The following is a 19,603-nucleotide window of genomic DNA, read 5'->3' on the forward strand; positions in this document are numbered from 1 at the left end:
ATAGATTACTCGTTTCTCTTGAATTCTTCTTACACATTATCTAGTTTTGAGGGAATAAAAGCTTTTCATTAAGTGAAAAACTTTCTTAAATTTTCTCTTGCAAAATGCATAAAAGACAGTATAATAGATATTGTCTTTAAAAAAATGTCTGGTGGCGATGGCGAGAAGGTCACACCCGTTCCCATACCGAACACGGAAGTTAAGCTTCTCAGCGCCGATGGTAGTTGGGGGTTTCCCCCTGTGAGAGTAGGACGCCGCCAGGCAGGATGCATTTTCATCCAATCTTCAAAGATGTGGATCGCGTATCCAAGTCGGAGAAATAATCATTATTCCGCAGTAGCTCAGTGGTAGAGCACTCGGCTGTTAACCGAGCGGTCGTAGGTTCGAATCCTACCTGCGGAGCCAATTTGGAGAGCTGTCCGAGAGGTCGAAGGAGCACGATTGGAAATCGTGTAGACGGTCAACGCTGTCTCAAGGGTTCGAATCCCTTGCTCTCCGCCATAGAAACTTTATATCTGGCCCCTTGGTCAAGCGGTTAAGACACCGCCCTTTCACGGCGGTAACACGGGTTCGAATCCCGTAGGGGTCACCAGAATTTTTTCGCCTAAGCGAAAAAATTATCCTTTGAAAAGTATCAGCGAACATATTACGGAGGATTAGCTCAGCTGGGAGAGCATCTGCCTTACAAGCAGAGGGTCGGCGGTTCGATCCCGTCATCCTCCACCATGATTTTTTACGAAGTAAAAATAATCTTCAATTATTACCGTCGCGGGGTGGAGCAGTCCGGTAGCTCGTCGGGCTCATAACCCGAAGGTCGCAGGTTCAAATCCTGCCCCCGCAATCTGGTCCCGTGGTGTAGCGGTTAACATGCCTGCCTGTCACGCAGGAGATCGCCGGTTCGATCCCGGTCGGGACCGCCATTTTTATTAAAAGTGGCAAAGTTATAGTGGCTCAGTAGCTCAGTCGGTAGAGCAAAGGACTGAAAATCCTTGTGTCGGCGGTTCGATTCCGTCCTGAGCCACCATATATACAATACCTGGCTATTCAGGGAATTGATAAAATGGGTTTTTTAACATCAAAAAAGATGTTATAGTGGAGGGGTAGCGAAGTGGCTAAACGCGGCGGACTGTAAATCCGCTCCCTCAGGGTTCGGCGGTTCGAATCCGTCCCCCTCCACCACTTAATATAGGGGTATAGTTTAAAGGTAGAACGAAGGTCTCCAAAACCTTTGGTGTGGGTTCGATTCCTACTACCCCTGCCAATTTTATAATGGCGATTGTGGCGAAGTGGTTAACGCACCTGATTGTGGTTCAGGCATTCGTGGGTTCGATTCCCATCAGTCGCCCCATTATAATTCACAAATGTAATAATAAGAGCATACAATATATTGGGCTATAGCCAAGCGGTAAGGCATCGCACTTTGACTGCGACATGCGTTGGTTCGAATCCAGCTAGCCCAGCCATTTTTTGCGGAAGTAGTTCAGTGGTAGAATACAACCTTGCCAAGGTTGGGGTCGCGGGTTCGAATCCCGTCTTCCGCTCCAAAAATATATGGCGGCATAGCCAAGTGGTAAGGCAAAGGTCTGCAAAACCTTTATTCACCGGTTCAAATCCGGTTGCCGCCTCCACTAACTCATTAGTGGCAGCAAGAAAGCAAGACATTTTAATATGCCGGTGTGGCGGAATTGGCAGACGCGCACGACTCAAAATCGTGTTCCTTCTGGAGTGTCGGTTCGACCCCGACCACCGGTACCACTTTTATTATAAACAGGATTTCCTGTTTTCTTTATTTCATAAAGATATGTATGCGGGTGTAGTTTAGTGGTAAAACCTCAGCCTTCCAAGCTGATGATGAGGGTTCGATTCCCTTCACCCGCTCCATACATACGTGACTAACGCAGTATGTCGTTTCCAGAAAACGATATACTGCGTTTTTTCTTTTCTTTGTCTTTGTTAAAAACTGAAAGTTGGTTTCACAGTGTTTGAAAAATAAACGGAAAATATCCGCTTAAATTGGAAATGACCCTTATTTTCTTAAAAATAAGAGGAACTTTTCCGTTTATTTCATCCAAATCGTTGTATTTTGTCTTATTTATAGCAGTTAACCGGAATACCTCCGCTTATTCCGCTTCATAAGCTTTCGCCATATACAATAGCCGGAATTTCTCCGCTTAAGAATGCTCATACCTACTTGAAAATTACAAGGAATGATAGCAAAGCCTTTTCTTTTCATTTCTTTAAATCTTCCGCGAGAAGAAAAAGGATGCCTTAGCATCCCGAAATTTTATATGTGCCAGCTCCGCCATGGATTTGGGTAAACATGTTCATAAGTGACTCGGTCATTTTTTGCTTCCCTTCAGGTGAAGATGATGGCCTTAGATAAACAATCTGCAGTGCATTAGTAGTTTTTTCTGTTACGGCAGTCCTTTCTGAATCGACAAATGGGCTGCCGAATGGTCCTTGTTCATCAGCAGAGATAATTAGGTTTGCCAGGTTATTGGCTCTGCCATTTAAACCAGTGTACTCTTCGTTTTCTTCTCCAATTTTAATGGTTACATCCCCCACTAGCTTATCACTGTCATAAACGCCAATTGGGATTTGATATTCAAGCGAGAAGAAATTATTTAAATCTATCGCACTATGTATGGGTTGAAGGTAATTCTGCTTTGCGATCCGGCGGTAGAGAGCTTCTGCTGAGTGTCTGTACCGGTTTGGGTCCTTCCCTGTAGTTTTGAATATTGACCGCCACTCTTTTATGCCTTCAAGATCCGTTACGTTTTTTTCCAGAAGGTCGAAGTAAATTGACTCCTGGAAAAGCTGCAATCTGCCTTTTAACATTTGCGGAGACTCGCCTACCTGTATTTCTTTATACTCGATAATCCCGACTGAGAATCCGGGAATAAGATCACATAATGCACTGGAAACTTGAATTTCCATTGATTCCACCTCCAAATTGGCTTTAAAATAGTTTATCATAAAAGTAATTTGCTTTTAAATTTAGGAATTCAATATAGATAACAAAATTGAAAGGAGGAAACATCAATGGATACAGCTAGCCTGAAAAAAGATATTATTGAATACAGCAAAACGATTGGCATCGATAAAATTGGTTTTGCAGCTCCTTCAGCTTTTGAAGAGATGAAGGTCAGGTTATACAGGCAGCAGGAATTACAATATCAATCCGGGTTCGAGGAAAAGGATATTGAGAAGAGAACTGAGCCTTCCCTGATTTTTGACCGTCCTAAGACAATCATCTCGATTGCACTAGCTTATCCTTCAAAGATGAAGACGAAAGTTGTCAGCAAGAAGGGAGAGCGGCGTGGAGTCTTCTGCCGTGCATCCTGGGGGACGGATTACCACGTGGTCCTAAGGGACAGGCTGAAAAAACTGGAGGAATACATTGTATCGAGGGTACCTGATGCGAGGTTTAAGTCGATGGTCGATACGGGCGAACTTGTGGACAGGGCTGTTGCCGAACGGGCGGGGATAGGCTGGAGTGGAAAGAACTGTTCCATCATCACACCAGAGTTTGGATCATATGTTTATTTGGGTGAGATGATCACAAATCTTCCATTTGAACCCGATACGCCGATGGAGGATCGTTGTGGCAGCTGCAATAAATGTGTGGAAATCTGTCCGACAGGAGCTCTCGTGCAGGGCGGCCAGTTAGATGCGCAAAAATGCATTGCCTTCGTGACTCAGACTAAGGGCTTTTTGGCAGACGAGTTCCGTGAAAAGCTTGGTAACCGCTTATATGGCTGTGATACTTGCCAGACAGTTTGTCCCGAGAATAAAGGGAAGGATTTTCACTTTCATCAAGAAATGGAACCTGATCCTGAGATTGCGAAGCCGCTCCTGAAACCTCTACTGACCATGAGCAACCGTGATTTTAAAGAAAAGTTCGGGCATGTATCCGGTTCGTGGAGGGGCAAGAAGCCTATTCAGCGCAATGCGATCATTGCTCTTGCGCATTATAAGGATGATACTGCAATACCAGAGCTGATTATGGTGTTGAAGGATGACCCTAGGCCTGTGCTCAGGGGAACAGCAGCATGGGCCCTTGGCAAAATCGGCGGCCGTGACGCTTTGGACGCATTGAAACATGCTTCTGTTGTAGAGAAGGATGAGGAAGTATTAAATGAGATCAGCAAGGGAATGGAATTTTTCAAGGGCAACTCAGAGTCGAATATAACTTTGTGAGAAGGATGGATTTTTAGAAAATCCATCTTTTTTTATGCGTGAAATCCTGGAACACTTCATAAATATGAATGGTGAAGGGAGAGATGAACATGCGTGAGCAACTGCAGGAACTGTTGGAACAGCGTGTCCTTCAATGTGTTTCCATGCCGAGAAATCAATTGCACGAGTGCCCCAGTATAGAGCAGAAAAAGCAGAGTTTTGCCAGCAGATCTGCTGAAATTGTAAAAGCAAAGGCAAATGGCAGGGTTGAAGAGAAATTTGAAAATAAGGAGAATGCCTCGATTTTATATGAGGTTCATTTTCAGTATTTGATTAAGCAGCGGGGTCTATTTTACATGGAGGAGGAAGTGGAGAAGAGGCAGGCGGAATTTTACAAGGGTGTTCTGGTAAAGGATGAAAAGCTGAATGAGATCAGGGAGTCTAACGGCAGCGATGAAGCGTTGCCTGCTTTTGCGCAGCAGGAGGGAGACCAGGAGAGGAAGGGCTTCAGATACGACAGGCTGAAGGCCGTCCAGTATGCAGAAAGATGGTGGAATGACTACAACCCTGCATATAAGAAGTTCGAGGTTGATTGTACCAACTATATCTCACAATGCCTGCATCAGGGCGGAGGACCGATGCGCGGGTATCCAAACCGCAGCAATGGCTGGTGGATGCAGAATGATAATTGGAGCTTCAGCTGGTCGGTAGCCAATGCGATGCGCTGGTACATCCCAGGGTCCAAGCTGGGCTTAAGGGGGAGAGAAGTAAACAGTGCTGAAAAACTAAAGCTTGGTGATGTCATCTGCTATGATTTTGAGGGAGATGGACGTTTCGACCATACTACAATTGTTACGGGACACGATGCGGATGGCATGCCGCTAGTCAATGCTCATACGTATAACAGCAGGATGCGATATTGGGCTTATGAGGATTCGACCGCTTATACCCCGAATATTAAATACAAGTTTTTTACGATTACGGATGATTACGACGATATTTGATGGCTTAATGACAATAGTACGGCGCCATTTCTTTTGCTGAGAAGGAGTGAAGTGGTATAATAGCTTTAGTTTTTAACAGAGGTGAAAGTCATGGCATTGCATGTAGTATTATACCAGCCGCTCATACCAGCAAACACTGGCAATATTGCTCGCACATGTGCTGGTACCGATACCGAGCTTCACTTAATCAGGCCGTTGGGATTTTCAACGGATGACAAGATGTTGAAGAGGGCGGGTTTGGATTACTGGGAGCATGTGAAGATTCACTATTATGATTCGCTTGAGGATTTTTATCAACAGAACGAGGGCGGAGAATTCTTTTATGTGACCAAATTTGGCAAAAAGGCGCATTCCGATTTTGATTATAGTGCAGCCGAAAAGGATTTCTTTTTTATTTTTGGCAGAGAGACGACAGGACTTCCTAAAGATGTGATCGAAAACAATATGGAGACATGCCTGAGGCTGCCTATGAATGAAAATATCCGTTCATTAAATCTGTCTAACACAGCCGCTATTTTGATTTATGAAGCGCTTAGGCAGCAGGATTATCGAGACTTGCGTAAATACTAGGAGGCCTGACCAGGTCTCCTTTTTGGCATGCCTAAGTGCCAGCTGGGATTTTGAAGACGACTGGTACTTTGCAGTGAATTAAAATGTTACTTATCCAGGCTATATATATTCCAGAAGGAGTTGTTATTTAAATGAACCAGGTAATCGAGACTCTCTTACAGCATCGTTCGATCAGGCGTTTTACGGATACACCGCTGGATCGAGAACAAATTGAAGCAATCGTGAAAAGTGCTCAGGCAGCATCAACTTCGAGCTTTATACAGGCGTATTCAATAATCGGTATAACAGATCAGGATAAAAAGACCAAGCTTGCAGAGTTGGCTGGTAATCAGGCTTATGTGGCGAATAGTGGCCATTTTTTTGTATTTTGTGCAGATCTTCATCGACATAAGGTCATATCAGAGATGGAAGAGTCAGATCTTGATGATTCGATTGAGAGTACAGAGAAATTCATGGTTGCCTTGATCGATGCGGCTCTGGCAGCCCAGAATGCCGCCATTGCGGCCGAATCCATGGGACTGGGGATTTGCTATATAGGAGGAATACGGAACGATCTCGAGGCAGTAAAGGAGGTTCTGAAGACACCAGAACATGTTATCCCGCTGTTTGGCATGGCAGTAGGATATCCTGACCAGGACACGGACGTAAAGCCGCGTCTGCCTCTCGAGCATGTGTATATGGAAAATGAGTACCAACAGGACAGGGGTGTGTTTGAAAAGCAGCTCCGCGACTATAATACCACTACTTCAGAATACTACCGGGAAAGAACCGCAGGAAAACGTGAGGACACCTGGACGGAACAGATGGCAAAAATGCTTGGGCGAAAATCAAGGATGTACATGAAGGAGTTTGTGGAAAAACAGAATTTGAATAAAAAATAATCATAGAAAAGTAAAAAAGCTGCCAATCGGCAGCTTTTTATTTTTTGTTGACTCCCGGCTTATCATCGTAACCGCCTGTGAAAATAGCAGCTAGAAATGCAATACTTACGCCTATAATTAGGATTAGTTTCATGTATGTAAGCCTCCCTTTTTATCGTTTTGTTCATATAGAAATCATTATATCCTATTATGCTGCAACTGTGAAGGATGGGCTTATTTTTTCCTTTAGGAGGTAAAAAAGGACAATCCTCCTTGCAGAACGTTTACGCATGTTCAAATTGTTTGCTGCATAGAATTTATTAATCGTCTCTTGATAACGCTAGATGGGGAGGTCCATATGGATATTTTAAAAAAGATTGAGATGTATCGCCAGGGTGAAGAGAAGCTTAAATGGGAAGGGACGTTCAGGGAGTATCTTGAAATTGTTAAGGAACAGCCGTGGGTAGCTCAATCGGCACATTCGCGTGTATATAATATGATCAAGGATGCAGGAATTGAAAAAGAGAAAGGCAAGAAGCGCTATTCCTTCTTCAATTCACAGTTATTCGGCCTTGAAGAGGCGCTGGAAAGGCTTGTCGAGGAGTATTTTCATCCGGCTGCGAAAAGGCTTGATGTCAGAAAGAGGATTTTACTGTTGATGGGACCTGTAAGTGGAGGTAAATCAACACTCGTCACCATGCTGAAAAGGGGGCTTGAGGCGTATTCGCATACAGACAGGGGAGCAATATATGCAATCAAAGGCTGCCCTATGCATGAAGACCCGCTGCATATGATTCCGCATCATTTGCGCAAGGATTTTTATGATGAGTATGGCATCAGAATTGAAGGCAATCTCTCACCGCTTAATATGATGAGGCTTGAACAAGAGTATGGCGGCAGGATTGAAGATGTCATCGTAGAGCGAATCTTCTTCTCCGAGGATAAGCGGACGGGAATCGGCACATTCAGTCCATCTGATCCCAAATCCCAGGATATTGCGGATTTGACCGGTAGCATTGACTTCTCGACCATCGCGGAATATGGATCTGAGTCCGATCCGCGAGCCTACCGTTTTGATGGGGAATTAAATAAGGCGAACCGCGGGATGATGGAGTTCCAGGAAATGCTTAAGTGTGATGAGAAATTCCTCTGGCACTTGCTGAGCCTGACGCAGGAAGGCAATTTTAAAGCGGGAAGATTCGCATTGATTAGCGCGGATGAATTGATTGTCGCGCATACGAATGAAACGGAATACCGTTCTTTCATTTCCAACAAGAAGAATGAAGCCTTGCATTCACGTATCATTGTGATGCCGATTCCATATAACTTAAAAGTGACCGAAGAAGAGAAGATCTATGACAAGATGATCAGAGAAAGTGATGTAAATGATGTCCATATCGCGCCACATACTCTGAGGGTGGCTGCGATGTTCACGATTCTTACGCGCCTTAAGGATCCAAAAAAGGGCGACATCGACCTGATCAAGAAGATGAGGCTTTATGATGGAGAAAGTGTCGAAGGGTACAACAGAGCTGATGTTGAGGAATTGAAAAAAGAGCATCAGGATGAGGGAATGAGCGGAATTGACCCTCGTTATGTCATCAACCGTATTTCTTCTACAATCATCAGGAAAGAAGTCAAAACAATTAATGCTTTAGACGTCCTGAGATCACTTAAGGAAGGTCTTGACCAGCATCCATCGATTACGGCTGAAACAAGGGAGCGCTACCTGAACTATATATCTCTTGCCCGGAAGGAGTATGACGATATCGCCAAGAAAGAAGTACAAAAGGCATTCGTTTACTCTTATGAAGAGTCAGCTAAAACCCTTATGGATAATTACCTTGATAATGTTGAAGCTTATTGTAATAAGGCGAAGATGCGTGATCAGCTGACTGGTGAGGAAATCAATCCTGATGAGAAGCTGATGCGCTCTATCGAAGAACAGATCGGCATTTCCGAAAACGCCAAGAAAGCCTTCCGCGAAGAGATTTTAATCAGGATTTCTGCCTACGCGAGAAAAGGCAAGAGGTTTGATTACAATTCGCATGACCGCTTGCGTGAAGCAATCCAGAAAAAGCTGTTTGCTGATTTGAAGGATGTCGTCAAGATTACGACTTCAACAAAGACTCCTGATGAGACGCAGCTGAAGAAAATCAATAATGTCGTCGCAAGATTGATCGATGAGCATGGATACAACTCTACCTCAGCGAATGAATTGCTGCGGTATGTCGGAAGCCTGTTGAATAGATAGATTGTGAGGGCCTGCAGATTGCGGGTCCTTTTAGTTTATAAAATCCTGATAGCGGGAATAGTACAGGCAAGAGGTGATCAACATGAGTAAAAAAGAATTGCCAAAAGACTATGTCCCTAAAAATAGTTCCATGGCTCGAAATGAGGAAGAAATCGAAAATCTTGGAAAGCAAATGGAACACCGCCGTACAGGCGAAGTATTGAAAGAAGAGTATGATAAAGTACCGGATCCAATCCAATTTGATAAAGAGAATGAAAAGGAATAACCTTTGCTGACCATGCAGAGGTTATTTTTTTGTGCACTTCTTTTAAGGGTTATATCCCTTATGGCAATGCGTGATTCGGCATCTTAAATCCTGAAGTTAAGCCGTTGCTTCTTTAAAATGGGCTTGTCCACCCGTAGGAGAAAAGGTTAATTGTCAAAATTATTTGTAAATTATTTTGTCTTCTTGCATAAGATAGAGTAATTACAATTCTCATAAGGGAAAAGTCCATCGGGATATTGTATGAAGGTATGCTGAATTGTGTTACTGTCAAAATGAAAATTTCAAAGGAGGGGTTGAAAATGACCGATGAAAGCAGTCACCAGTTTGTGATTTCCCAGGAAGATTGGTCCCTCCACCGCAAAGGACATGATGACCAACAGCGCCATCAGGAAAAGGTGCAGGAAGCAATTAAGAGCAATTTGCCTGATTTGATTACTGAAGAGAATATTATCATGTCCAACGGCAGGGATGTCGTAAAGATTCCTATAAGGTCACTGGATGAGTACAAAATCCGTTATAACTATGATAAAAATAAGCATGTCGGCCAGGGGGATGGAGACAGTAAAGTAGGTGATGTCGTCGCGCGTGATGGCTCCGGGCAGCAGCAAGGTCCGGGGAAAGGGCAAGGCGCAGGAGACCAGGCCGGTGAAGACTATTACGAAGCAGAAGTATCAATGATGGAAATAGAAGAAGCGTTATTTAAAGAGCTGGAGCTTCCGAACCTCAAAAAGAAGGAAGAACAGGAGCATCTTGTTGAAAATATTGAATTCAACGATATCAGGAAGACTGGATTGATGGGTAACATTGACAAAAAGCGGACCATGATGTCAGCTTACAAACGGAATGCCATGACAGGCAAACCATCCTTCCACCCAATCTACAAGGAAGATCTTAAATTCAAGACGTGGAATGAGGTCATGAAGCCCGATTCAAAGGCTGTTGTTCTTGCCATGATGGATACGAGCGGCAGTATGGGACTGTGGGAAAAATATATGGCGAGGAGCTTCTTCTTCTGGATGACGCGCTTCCTTCGCTCCAAGTATGAAACAGTCGAAATCGAATTTATTGCTCATCATACAGAAGCAAAGGTAGTCTCCGAGGAAGATTTTTTCTCAAAAGGAGAAAGCGGAGGTACCATTTGTTCATCCGCTTACCGGAAAGCACTGGAACTTATTGATCTGAAATACAATCCAAGCAAGTTTAACATCTACCCATTCCATTTTTCAGATGGTGATAACCTGACCTCCGACAATGCCCGCTGTGTAAAATTAGTAGAAGAGCTGATGAAGGTCTCCAATATGTTTGGTTATGGAGAAGTCAATCAGTATAATCGCCACTCGACCCTAATGTCCGCGTATAAAAACATTAAAGACGATAACTTCCGTTACTATATCCTCAAGCAGAAAGCTGATGTATTCCACGCGATGAAAAGTTTTTTCAAACAGGAAGAAAACAAGATGTATGCTTAATAAAAAGTCGGCAGGATAGAGCTCCTGCCGATTTTTCTATTTTTTCATCGTCTCACGCTGGATAGAAACTCCTATATTAACAATCTATTATTTTTCAATTCCGATCGCCTGGCTGCCCATCTGGACCCAGGCATTCTCGAATGGTGTCCGTGGGACGGCCTTATAACCCTCGCTGGCAAGGGGGTCGTTTATGTAAATGTACTCCTCGTCATAGCCGACAATCAAAACACTGTGTTCTTTGTAAGTAATCTTCACATTTCCGGTATTTGTCTCCCAAACAGTAAATTCCGATTCGGGAAGCGGCGCAAAGCTTGAATTCGTAATGACCCACACTGGCGATCCAGTGTCAATCAGTTCATAAACTGAATTTACGGATTGGCCAGTAATGTCCTTGACTTTTCCAGGCAGGTAATTCTCTGCAAGTTTTGCTACAGGACGGTGGTAAACGCCATATCCCGACTTGCTGAAGGTATAGATATCGCCTACGAAGCCATCATAAGGATTGCTGCGAACATAACTTGTGTCGCGGAAAGGTATTTTATGTATCTGTTCAGCCAGGTTCATTTTATCGGCTGCGATTCCTTCATACTGCAAAAGCATCGTTAAGCTGGTTACTTCACAGCCTCGTTGTAATTCGGGGAGCTGACTGATGTGCGGAACCCCTTCAATCATTTCTTTCTCCTCTGTACTGAAGAAATCCCCAAAAATTTTTTTATCTTCAATGGTCTTTGTTATGGAATGAGCTTCAGTTCGGGTGATTTTTGGTGCAACTGCAGCTTGTGTTTCTGCCGTTGGATTTTTAATCGATCGTAAATTTTCCGCTCCCAGGTAGGTCGCCAGGAAAATGCCTCCAATGGATAGTGTTCTAATAAGCAACTTTTTATTCAAAATATCGTCTCCTAACATTTCTCCTTCAGGCTGGGCATCTCTTACAATTTTAACCAAAGTTCGACAATGATTCAATAGACTAATAGAATAATATTGGAAATCGACTGGTAATAAGGTAACGATTATGCAGTGTTGATATTACAGTCGAAAAACTTGAGTCTTTGGGAAGAATATTGAGGAATTTAGTAGTTGAACATGAAAGTGAGTTCCAGTAAAAAAAGGATTTTAGACATTCATTTTTTTTGACAAATTCGGTAATACTATCTCTGTTATGAGTACAATCTTTTAAAAAAACACTAATTTGTGTTAGGGTATTAAGGTGCAAAGTTTAACGAAGGGAGTTTTTTGATGAAAAAGGATTCATCTGTTTTTTTCATATCGACAGGAATTTTGTTACTAATGGTTCTTTTCGGTGTGTTTGTTCCAGATAAACTTGAATCAGTTACAGCCAATATCCAGGGATTCATTACTGATTCTTTTGGCTGGTATTATTTAATTCTTGTATCTGCAATTGTAATTGTTTGTCTGTATTTCTTGATCAGTCCTCTGGGAAAGATCAGGCTTGGCCGGCAGGATGACCGTCCAGAGTTTACTACCCTGACTTGGTATGCGATGCTTTTTAGCGCCGGTATGGGGATTGGGCTGGTATTCTGGGGCACTGCTGAACCAATAAGCCATTATATGGTCTCAACACCAACCGGAGTGGAGGCTGGATCTGACCAGGCTATCCGTGATTCAATGAGGTTCACGTTTTTCCACTGGGGTATCCATGCCTGGGCCATTTATGGAATTGTTGCATTAGTTCTTGCTTATTTCAATTTCCGGCATGGAAAGCCAGGGTTGATTAGTGCTACTCTCAGCCCGATTTTAGGCGACAAGACGAATGGAGCAGCAGGAAAAGTAATTGACGTGATTTCGGTTGTCGCGACTGTAGTCGGTGTGGCAACAACTTTGGGATTTGGAGCTGTACAAATTAACGGTGGGCTTTCTTACCTATTTGGAATCCCTACTGGTTTCGTAACTCAATTGTTTATTGTTCTGATCGTAACAGTATTGTTCATGATCTCTGCCTGGACAGGACTTGGAAAAGGTATCAAGATTTTAAGTAATGTAAACATGATACTTGCTGCGGTATTGCTCGCGGCTATGCTGTTTTTGGGACCTACCCAATTTATCCTGAACCTTTTTACCAACACAATTGGTACATACCTTCAAAGTTTGCCGGCAATGAGTTTCAGGATTGCTCCTTTAAATGAAGAAGTCCGTTCGTGGATCAACGGCTGGACCATTTTCTATTGGGCATGGTGGATTGCCTGGGCACCATTTGTAGGGATTTTTATAGCTCGAGTTTCTAAAGGCCGTACGATCAGAGAGTTTGTATTTGGTGTACTGCTAGTACCTTCTTTAATTGGCTTCCTATGGTTTTCTGCTTTTGGAGGTTCAGCAATCATGCTTGAGCACGAAGGGGTTGCGAATATTTCTGAACTCGCGACCGAAGAAGCGCTCTTTGGCGTGTTTGCCAATTATCCATTAAGTTCATTATTGTCCATCCTGGCAATGATTCTTATCGGTACATTCTTTATCACTTCAGCAGACTCTGGCACATTTGTTTTAGGGATGATGACCACCAATGGATCGCTGACACCAGGAAACAGGATTAAATTCACATGGGGAATCATGTTGGCGGCAATTTCTTTAGTATTGCTGTACTCTGGCGGGCTGCAGGCATTGCAAAATACAATGATCGTAGCCGCATTGCCATTCTCCATCATTATGGCATTAATGGGATTAAGTCTAATTAAAGCCTTGAATCAAGAAGCGAAAGAACTGGGAATTGGAAAAATTCCTAAACGCAAGCTTTAATAATTATGTGGGGGGTCATTCCAATATGGGATGGCTCCTTTTTAAATTTATTCTTTACATAATGGGGGAGGCAGATTATACTTTATGTTAGTAATTACTTACAATCATTATTTCAGGGAGGAAGGACTATGCTGAATATACTTGGTTCATTGATGTCAAAACACCCAGTTAAAATAATGTTATTAACGATAATGTCTGCTGTGCTTTTAGCTGCAGGGGCAAGTAACGTTCAAATGGCTACTGGGAATGAGACACTGGTAAGCACTGAATCAGTGGTTTATAAAAGTAACCAACAGCTTGAGGAAGAGTTCGGAGGAGAATCCATCATCATCGTATATGAAGCAACAGATGATCATAACGTGCTTACTGTCGAAAGGCTGGAGCATTTGAAAAGGCTTGAGACGCTCCTTAATACACATGAAGAAGTTTATAGTGTCATGAGTCCTGTTGTATTGGTGGAAGAAATGTCGTCCAAGCAAGCTATTAAATATAAAGAGGGTATAGCGGGAATATCAGATGGACTGAATGAAATGGGAGGGAAATTAGTAGAGGTTGGGGAACAGATGCAAGCCAATACTTCCGGAGATAGTCAGCTGCCAAATATTGAAGGGCAAATGGCGGAACTTAGTCAGGGAGTAAGCAAAATGATTGATGGCCAGAAGAAGCTAAAGGAAGGAACAACCAACCTCGTTGATGGTTATTCCCAGTTTGGAACTTATACAAAGGAAGCTGGATTGAAACTAGGAGCATTAGCCTCAAAATACGATACAAACGATCCCCATGAGAAACAGCAGGCAGAACAGATAAATGAAATGAGCACCCAGCTGATCCAGCTTTCTGAAAAAATGCTGCAGGGAGCCGAGAAATCAGCAGTTTTGCCGAATGTTTCAGATCAGGCAATCAAGGGGCTAAAAGGGATGGAAAGTGGATTATTAAAAAAGCAAGGACAGTTAGAAAGCTTGCAAAAAGAAAAGACAGAGCAATCTGAGGAATTGGGGGAGCTCAGCAAAGGTCTGATTGAAATAGGCACAAACCTGGTTGAAATCAGCGGGAATTTAACCAGTATGAATGATTACTCTGATACATTGCATCCTGGATTGCCAGGTAAGCAGGAAACACTTGAATACATGATTTATGATGATCAAGGCAAAAGGCGAGATATTTTTAATGAAGTCGTCATAGATGACCATACTATGATCATGATCGTGAAATTTAATGGACATGTTTCCGACGATGCAAAAAGTGAAGTCTCAAAAACGGTAAAATCATATCTAAATGAAAATAAAATAGAATCAACAGCCACTATGGTTTCGGGCAAACCAGTTTTGGATGATGCAATCCGCTCATCGATGAAGGAAAGTATGCAGAAAATGATGATGCTATCTATTTTGTTCATGGTCATCATCTTATTTTTCACCTTTAATGTAAGTTGGCGCTTACTTCCCTTAGGCATCATTTTAATAGCAGTCATTGGTACGGTAGGCTTGATGGGGTGGATTCAGATTCCAATTACAATGGTCTCTATGGCTGTGTTCCCGATTCTCATAGGTCTTGGCATTGATTATGCGATTCAGTTCCAAAACAGGTATTCAGAGGAAATGGCAGAAGGGGAGAATGACCATGAATAACCAACCAAAGAAGGCCCTACATCAAACATTAATGAAAATGGTGCCTGCAGTTTTGACAGCCTTAATTGCTACAGGGCTAGGCTTTATTGCTTTATACACATCTCCTGTACCAATGATCCAGGACTTTGGCAAGATGCTGACAGTAGGAATGATCATCAGTTTTATAGCAGGAGTTTTTATATTGATTCCGATTTTATTCTCCAGAGATCATTCCTTCAAAAAAGAAAGGAATAAAAAGAAACAAGTAAAATTAAAAAATACGAAGGGAGACAGGCTCTTTAATGGGTTTACAAATAAACTGATTTCACTGAAGTGGTTCATTGTTTTAATTGCCTTCATAACAGCTGGTTTTGGTATTTGGGCTGATTTGCAAGCTGGGGTCGAAACGGATGTTGAAAAGTTCATGCCGCAGGATACACAGGAGTTAAAGGATATTCATAAGTTAAGAGAGATTCTCGGCAGTACCGATCAAATTTCGGTTGTTTATGAAGCTGACGATGTGTCATCCGCTGAGATATTGGAGTGGGTAGATGGGATCACCGGAACAGTTAAAAGTGAATTTCCAGAAACCGTTATTGATACACGTTCAGTCACAACTGCACTTCGACAGATGAATGAAGGGAAATTTCCTGGGAATCAAGAGATAGAGAAATATTTGGCTGAGATGCCAGAAGCCCAGAAAAAGCTGTTAATTAATGAAGAGAGAACAAAAGGTGTCATCACCCTGAGTATAGAGCACCTAGAGGCAGAGGAGCTTAAGGGGTTCATTGATGACTTAAACGATTATTTTAAGGCGGAAGAATCAAAAGGAGTTGATACAACGGTTACCGGAAAAGCAGTGCTGGATGTTGAGATGGTTATCGCATTGACTACTGGCAGGTATAAAATGACATTGCTCGGGATGGGGCTTGTATTCTTTGGCTTGCTGTTAGTATACCGCCATCCTGTCAAAGCATTTATACCATTGCTGCCAATCGCCCTGATAGTCGGATGGTCAGGCGGAGCCATGTATTTACTTGATATCAAATATACCCCGTTGACTGCCACACTGGGAGCATTGATCATCGGAATTGGCACAGAGTTCACCATCCTGATCATGGAGCGTTTTTATGAAGAACGGAAAAAAGGCAGAAACAGCATGGAAGCCATCATGGTCACGAATCGGAAAACAGGGAAGGCCATCCTCGCATCTGCCTTTACCACAATCGGCGGGTTCAGCGCGCTGCTGATTTCCGATTTTGTCATCTTGAGCAACTTCGGCATGATGACATTAATAAATATATCCCTGGCACTGTTCAGTACAATTGTAGTTATGCCTGCCATCTTGATTATTCTAGATCGTTTTGTGAAAATAAGACATGTAGGGGAGAATGAATTACCAGAAAACTAGGGGTGGCAGTATGAGGGACAAAACGGAACAAATCTTGAATGCAGCAATGAAGGTTTTTGTGAAAAAAGGACTGCAGGCTACAACACAAGAGATTGCAAAGGAAGCAGAAGTGGCTGAAGTAACATTGTTCCGGAAATTCACCAATAAGCAAAACCTGTTTGTAACAGTCATCAAGAATATTCTGGAAAGACAATTTGATTCGCATATTAACAGAATGGCACAAACTGAGGATACTGAAGCTTTTTTGATAAAAATTATTGAAAATAGATTAGGTACTTTGTCCAGAAATGCACCTCTGGTCAAAATGCTTATATCAGAAAGCTTGATGGGGAATTTGGATGAAGAAGTCGATTTGCCTAATATGATTTTTTCGAGTCTTGAGAAGGGTCTGGCACTGCATTTCGAGAATAAGGGCCAAGTAGTTGATGCAGGTCTTGTTGCAAGGCACCTTGGGGGAATTTTCGTCAGCCAGGTTGTCTTCAAGAATGATCGTCCTTTTCATTTATTAAACGAAGAAGAAAAGATTTCACTGGCTAGGAAGTACGCTCAATCAGTGATAGCAATTATTAAATAATCTTTCTGGAAGGATTGGGTTAGCGCCAATCCTTTTCCTCTTTCTCCGTTCTAAATGAGCTTCTAAGTGTTCTAACGAAGATGAACATATGTAAACCTTTGGTTATTTATGAACATTTTGTTCTTTTTTAAAATGTAAATGTTTTCATTCGGTTTTTTTGCTAGAATAAGGGTATTGAGTTTAAGTCATTTCCAAGGGTGATCACGAATGGAAAAAGAAAAATTATTAAAAATAATTGAGGCAGCAAAGCTTTATTATTTACTTGATTATAACCAGAATGATATTGCCAGGGAGTTGGGAGTTTCTAGGCCTACAGTATCAAGGTTCCTGCAGATCGCAAAGCAGGAGGGTATCGTCGATATCAGAATCATGGACCCTACTGAGGATGTAGAAAATTTGTCAGCACAGCTTGAACAAAAGTTTGGGTTAAAAAAGGCAATCGTCACTCATATTCCACAATATGAAGACAGTGTGATCAAAACATATCTCGGGGAGAAAGCTGCAGCTTTTTTGAATGAAGTGGTTGATCATGATGATATTATCGGTGTCACCTGGGGAACGACGCTTTATCATGTTGCCTTGGAATTGAAGCAGAAACCGTGCAAGAATGTAAAGGTCGTCCAGTTGAAGGGAGGAGTCAGTCACTCCGAAACAAATACGTATGCGAATGAAATATTGTATTTATTCGGCAAGGCCTTCAACAGCGCACCGCATCATCTCCCGCTTCCGGCCATCGTAGACCATGTCGTGGTCAAACAGGCAATGGAGGCTGACAGGCATATAAAAAAGATCCTGGAAATGGGGAAACAATCGAACATAGCGGTCTATACAATTGGTCCGATCAAGTCTGAATCTTTATTGTTCCAGTTAGGATACTTTACCGAAGAAGATTTGCAAGTCATTTATTCAAAAGCTGTCGGGGATATTTGTTCACGATTTTTTGATAAAGATGGAAAGGTTTGCAACGAGAACCTTGATGCGAGAACTTTAGGCATTGAACTTGAAGAGTTAAAGAAGAAGAAGTATTCAATATTAGTTGCAGGCGGAGCTCATAAAATCGAGGGTATTTATGGGGCTTTAAAAGGGAAGTATACAAATGTGCTTGTAACGGACCAATTTACTGCCAAATTTTTATTGGATAAGTAAGAGTTAAGGGAATAGGGAAGCCATAAGGTAAAAACAAATACCCGGTAGGTTCGGCGCCTTGCGGGTATTTTTGTCGAAAAGATGAAAAGGGATAAATTTCATTTTACATTTGTTCAAAAACTTATTTACAAAAGTTCTTAACTTCTGATATATTTGCTATAGAAAGTAATGAATAAACAAATGTAAACGTTTTATTGAAATTTTTTTCATAGCATTTGTAAACGTTAACAACATTTCCGCAAATATCACAACAAGAGGTGGGTCAACAATGAATATCTTATGGGGTTTGATGGGGATTGCAGTCGTTTTGGGAATAGCATTTATTTTCTCGAATAACAAAAAATCAATCAATTTTAGGACAATCCTTGGCGGGTTGGCAATCCAATTCATTTTCGCGTTCTTAGTATTGAAATGGGAAACAGGTAAACTCTTATTGAAAAAGCTTTCACTTGGTGTCAATGAAATCGTCAACTATACGGACGCTGGTGTGCAATTCCTGTTCGGAGGATTGTTCCAGGCCGAAAATATTGGCTTCGTATTCGCATTTCAAGTATTAACAGTTGTTATTTTCTTCTCATCATTGATTTCAGTTCTTTACTACCTGGGAGTCATGCAAGTAATCATCAAGATCCTGGGTGGAGCGCTTTCTAAATTGCTGGGAACGAGCAAGGCTGAATCACTATCAGCTGCAGCTAACATTTTCGTAGGCCAGACAGAAGCACCACTTGTTGTTAAGCCTTACATCGCGAAAATGACTCAGTCAGAGCTTTTTGCTATCATGGTTGGGGGCCTGGCTTCTGTTGCAGGTTCCGTATTGATTGGTTATTCCTTATTGGGTGTTCCGTTAGAATACTTGCTTGCAGCAAGCTTCATGGCTGCTCCGGCGGGTTTGATCATGGCTAAAATCATGATTCCGGAAACAGAAAAATCTGAGACATCTGATGAACTGAAGATGGAAAAAGATACAGATTCAGTTAACGTGATTGATGCTGCTGCTAAGGGAGCAAGCACGGGTCTACAATTAGCCTTGAATATCGGTGCAATGTTGCTTGCTTTCATCGCATTGATTGCCTTGATCAATGGAATACTAGGATTCTTCGGAGGATTCTTCGGAGCAGAAAACTTAACGCTTGAAGCAATTCTAGGCTTTGTATTCGCACCACTTGCTTTCGCAATCGGCGTACCTTGGGATGAGGCTGTCAAAGCCGGCGGGTTCATTGGCCAAAAGTTAATCTTGAATGAATTTGTAGCTTACTCTTCATTTGCACCGCAAATTGATCAATTATCTGCAAAAACAGTTGCAATCATCAGCTTTGCTCTATGTGGATTCGCAAACGTATCTTCAATGGGAATCTTGCTTGGCGGTCTTGGAAGCCTTGCTCCAAATCGTCGCGGAGACATCGCTCGCATGGGTGTACGAGCTGTTATAGCAGGTATGCTTGCATCATTATTGAGTGCCGCAATGGCAGGTATGCTTTTATAAAAATGAGGAAAAGAGGGGGACATGGTCCTT

General features: G+C 42.3%; 15 protein-coding genes, 15 tRNA genes and 1 rRNA gene. 29 read left to right on the forward strand and 2 right to left on the reverse strand.

Annotated elements, in window-relative coordinates; all coding sequences use genetic code 11:
- The first annotated feature begins 147 nt into the window (after nucleotides 1-147).
- The 16 genes from rrf (at nucleotide 148) to J7E37_RS20060 (ending at nucleotide 1,881) form a co-directional block, all read left to right on the forward strand.
- Nucleotides 148-263, forward strand: a 5S ribosomal RNA gene (rrf, locus tag J7E37_RS19985).
- 67 nt (nucleotides 264-330) lie between these two features.
- A tRNA-Asn gene (locus J7E37_RS19990) sits at nucleotides 331-405 on the forward strand.
- Nucleotides 406-409: 4 nt separating this feature from the next.
- Nucleotides 410-501, forward strand: a tRNA-Ser gene (locus tag J7E37_RS19995).
- A gap of 16 nt (nucleotides 502-517) precedes the next feature.
- Nucleotides 518-592 (forward strand) — tRNA-Glu (locus J7E37_RS20000).
- A 58-nt stretch (nucleotides 593-650) separates the two neighbouring features.
- Nucleotides 651-726: transfer RNA gene (locus J7E37_RS20005), tRNA-Val, on the forward strand.
- 41 nt (nucleotides 727-767) lie between these two features.
- Nucleotides 768-841: transfer RNA gene (locus J7E37_RS20010), tRNA-Met, on the forward strand.
- A gap of 3 nt (nucleotides 842-844) precedes the next feature.
- Nucleotides 845-920, forward strand: a tRNA-Asp gene (locus J7E37_RS20015).
- Between the two features lie 28 nt (nucleotides 921-948).
- Nucleotides 949-1,024, forward strand: a tRNA-Phe gene (locus J7E37_RS20020).
- 70 nt (nucleotides 1,025-1,094) lie between these two features.
- Nucleotides 1,095-1,179 (forward strand) — tRNA-Tyr (locus tag J7E37_RS20025).
- 8 nt (nucleotides 1,180-1,187) lie between these two features.
- Nucleotides 1,188-1,261: transfer RNA gene (locus J7E37_RS20030), tRNA-Trp, on the forward strand.
- A gap of 11 nt (nucleotides 1,262-1,272) precedes the next feature.
- A tRNA-His gene (locus tag J7E37_RS20035) sits at nucleotides 1,273-1,348 on the forward strand.
- A gap of 40 nt (nucleotides 1,349-1,388) precedes the next feature.
- Nucleotides 1,389-1,463 (forward strand) — tRNA-Gln (locus J7E37_RS20040).
- Nucleotides 1,464-1,469: 6 nt separating this feature from the next.
- Nucleotides 1,470-1,544: transfer RNA gene (locus tag J7E37_RS20045), tRNA-Gly, on the forward strand.
- Between the two features lie 9 nt (nucleotides 1,545-1,553).
- Nucleotides 1,554-1,628: transfer RNA gene (locus J7E37_RS20050), tRNA-Cys, on the forward strand.
- Between the two features lie 42 nt (nucleotides 1,629-1,670).
- Nucleotides 1,671-1,755: transfer RNA gene (locus J7E37_RS20055), tRNA-Leu, on the forward strand.
- Between the two features lie 52 nt (nucleotides 1,756-1,807).
- Nucleotides 1,808-1,881: transfer RNA gene (locus J7E37_RS20060), tRNA-Gly, on the forward strand.
- Between the two features lie 387 nt (nucleotides 1,882-2,268).
- Here J7E37_RS20060 and J7E37_RS20065 read toward each other — a convergent pair.
- Nucleotides 2,269-2,937, reverse strand: coding sequence for a B3/B4 domain-containing protein (locus J7E37_RS20065; RefSeq protein WP_214781593.1), 669 nt, complete (start codon nucleotides 2,935-2,937; stop codon nucleotides 2,269-2,271).
- Between the two features lie 105 nt (nucleotides 2,938-3,042).
- Between J7E37_RS20065 and queG the strand changes: the two genes are divergently transcribed.
- The 7 genes from queG to yhbH all read left to right on the forward strand — a co-directional run bounded on the left by queG (nucleotide 3,043) and on the right by yhbH (nucleotide 10,601).
- On the forward strand, nucleotides 3,043-4,200 hold the full coding sequence (queG, locus tag J7E37_RS20070; RefSeq protein ID WP_214781595.1) for a tRNA epoxyqueuosine(34) reductase QueG: 1,158 nt from the start codon (nucleotides 3,043-3,045) through the stop codon (nucleotides 4,198-4,200).
- Nucleotides 4,201-4,289: 89 nt separating this feature from the next.
- Nucleotides 4,290-5,183 carry an amidase domain-containing protein gene (locus J7E37_RS20075; protein WP_214781597.1) on the forward strand — a complete coding sequence of 298 codons (894 nt, stop codon included), beginning with the start codon at nucleotides 4,290-4,292 and terminating at the stop codon, nucleotides 5,181-5,183.
- 90 nt (nucleotides 5,184-5,273) lie between these two features.
- Nucleotides 5,274-5,753: a tRNA (uridine(34)/cytosine(34)/5-carboxymethylaminomethyluridine(34)-2'-O)-methyltransferase TrmL gene (trmL, locus tag J7E37_RS20080; RefSeq protein WP_214781599.1), complete on the forward strand. Its 480-nt coding sequence runs from the start codon at nucleotides 5,274-5,276 to the stop codon at nucleotides 5,751-5,753.
- A gap of 131 nt (nucleotides 5,754-5,884) precedes the next feature.
- Nucleotides 5,885-6,634, forward strand: a complete 750-nt coding sequence (nfsA, locus tag J7E37_RS20085) for an oxygen-insensitive NADPH nitroreductase (protein ID WP_215026632.1) — start codon at nucleotides 5,885-5,887, stop codon at nucleotides 6,632-6,634.
- Nucleotides 6,635-6,971: 337 nt separating this feature from the next.
- Nucleotides 6,972-8,867, forward strand: coding sequence for a PrkA family serine protein kinase (locus J7E37_RS20090; RefSeq protein ID WP_214736151.1), 1,896 nt, complete (start codon nucleotides 6,972-6,974; stop codon nucleotides 8,865-8,867).
- An 82-nt stretch (nucleotides 8,868-8,949) separates the two neighbouring features.
- Nucleotides 8,950-9,132 (forward strand): hypothetical protein, encoded by a 183-nt coding sequence (locus J7E37_RS20095; protein ID WP_214781614.1) that lies wholly within the window; start codon nucleotides 8,950-8,952, stop codon nucleotides 9,130-9,132.
- Nucleotides 9,133-9,431: 299 nt separating this feature from the next.
- Entirely contained in the window at nucleotides 9,432-10,601 is a 1,170-nt protein-coding gene (yhbH, locus tag J7E37_RS20100) for a sporulation protein YhbH (protein ID WP_214781616.1), read from the forward strand.
- A gap of 87 nt (nucleotides 10,602-10,688) precedes the next feature.
- On the opposite strand, the gene J7E37_RS20105 is transcribed toward yhbH, so the two are convergent.
- Entirely contained in the window at nucleotides 10,689-11,489 is an 801-nt protein-coding gene (locus J7E37_RS20105; protein WP_214781618.1) for a C39 family peptidase, read from the reverse strand.
- A gap of 348 nt (nucleotides 11,490-11,837) precedes the next feature.
- On the opposite strand from J7E37_RS20105, the gene J7E37_RS20110 reads away from it, so the two are divergent.
- The 6 genes from J7E37_RS20110 to J7E37_RS20135 all read left to right on the forward strand — a co-directional run bounded on the left by J7E37_RS20110 (nucleotide 11,838) and on the right by J7E37_RS20135 (nucleotide 19,573).
- Nucleotides 11,838-13,352, forward strand: a complete 1,515-nt coding sequence (locus J7E37_RS20110) for a glycine betaine uptake BCCT transporter (protein WP_214781620.1) — start codon at nucleotides 11,838-11,840, stop codon at nucleotides 13,350-13,352.
- Between the two features lie 128 nt (nucleotides 13,353-13,480).
- Nucleotides 13,481-14,980 (forward strand): MMPL family transporter, encoded by a 1,500-nt coding sequence (locus tag J7E37_RS20115; protein ID WP_251009782.1) that lies wholly within the window; start codon nucleotides 13,481-13,483, stop codon nucleotides 14,978-14,980.
- A complete protein-coding gene (locus J7E37_RS20120) occupies nucleotides 14,973-16,370 on the forward strand; it encodes an efflux RND transporter permease subunit (protein ID WP_251009783.1) in 1,398 nt (465 codons plus the stop codon). Before J7E37_RS20115 ends, J7E37_RS20120 begins: the two co-directional genes overlap by 8 nt.
- A 10-nt stretch (nucleotides 16,371-16,380) precedes the next feature.
- A complete protein-coding gene (locus J7E37_RS20125) occupies nucleotides 16,381-16,944 on the forward strand; it encodes a TetR/AcrR family transcriptional regulator (protein ID WP_214781624.1) in 564 nt (187 codons plus the stop codon).
- A gap of 207 nt (nucleotides 16,945-17,151) precedes the next feature.
- Nucleotides 17,152-18,090 carry a DNA-binding transcriptional repressor DeoR gene (locus tag J7E37_RS20130; protein ID WP_214781626.1) on the forward strand — a complete coding sequence of 313 codons (939 nt, stop codon included), beginning with the start codon at nucleotides 17,152-17,154 and terminating at the stop codon, nucleotides 18,088-18,090.
- Nucleotides 18,091-18,358: 268 nt separating this feature from the next.
- Nucleotides 18,359-19,573 (forward strand): NupC/NupG family nucleoside CNT transporter, encoded by a 1,215-nt coding sequence (locus J7E37_RS20135; RefSeq protein ID WP_214781628.1) that lies wholly within the window; start codon nucleotides 18,359-18,361, stop codon nucleotides 19,571-19,573.
- Nucleotides 19,574-19,603: the final 30 nt, after the last annotated feature.

It is taken from the genome of Bacillus sp. ISL-39, assembly GCF_018613295.1.
Taxonomy (GTDB): Bacteria; Bacillota; Bacilli; order Bacillales; family Cytobacillaceae; genus Mesobacillus.

Coding starts and splice junctions, on each gene's coding strand:
- J7E37_RS20065 (WP_214781593.1), bottom strand. CDS start 2,937: ATGGAAATTCAAGTTTCCAGTGCATTATGTGATCTTATTCCCGGATTC.
- queG (WP_214781595.1), top strand. CDS start 3,043: ATGGATACAGCTAGCCTGAAAAAAGATATTATTGAATACAGCAAAACG.
- J7E37_RS20075 (WP_214781597.1), top strand. CDS start 4,290: ATGCGTGAGCAACTGCAGGAACTGTTGGAACAGCGTGTCCTTCAATGT.
- trmL (WP_214781599.1), top strand. CDS start 5,274: ATGGCATTGCATGTAGTATTATACCAGCCGCTCATACCAGCAAACACT.
- nfsA (WP_215026632.1), top strand. CDS start 5,885: ATGAACCAGGTAATCGAGACTCTCTTACAGCATCGTTCGATCAGGCGT.
- J7E37_RS20090 (WP_214736151.1), top strand. CDS start 6,972: ATGGATATTTTAAAAAAGATTGAGATGTATCGCCAGGGTGAAGAGAAG.
- J7E37_RS20095 (WP_214781614.1), top strand. CDS start 8,950: ATGAGTAAAAAAGAATTGCCAAAAGACTATGTCCCTAAAAATAGTTCC.
- yhbH (WP_214781616.1), top strand. CDS start 9,432: ATGACCGATGAAAGCAGTCACCAGTTTGTGATTTCCCAGGAAGATTGG.
- J7E37_RS20110 (WP_214781620.1), top strand. CDS start 11,838: ATGAAAAAGGATTCATCTGTTTTTTTCATATCGACAGGAATTTTGTTA.
- J7E37_RS20115 (WP_251009782.1), top strand. CDS start 13,481: ATGCTGAATATACTTGGTTCATTGATGTCAAAACACCCAGTTAAAATA.
- J7E37_RS20120 (WP_251009783.1), top strand. CDS start 14,973: ATGAATAACCAACCAAAGAAGGCCCTACATCAAACATTAATGAAAATG.
- J7E37_RS20125 (WP_214781624.1), top strand. CDS start 16,381: ATGAGGGACAAAACGGAACAAATCTTGAATGCAGCAATGAAGGTTTTT.
- J7E37_RS20130 (WP_214781626.1), top strand. CDS start 17,152: ATGGAAAAAGAAAAATTATTAAAAATAATTGAGGCAGCAAAGCTTTAT.
- J7E37_RS20135 (WP_214781628.1), top strand. CDS start 18,359: ATGAATATCTTATGGGGTTTGATGGGGATTGCAGTCGTTTTGGGAATA.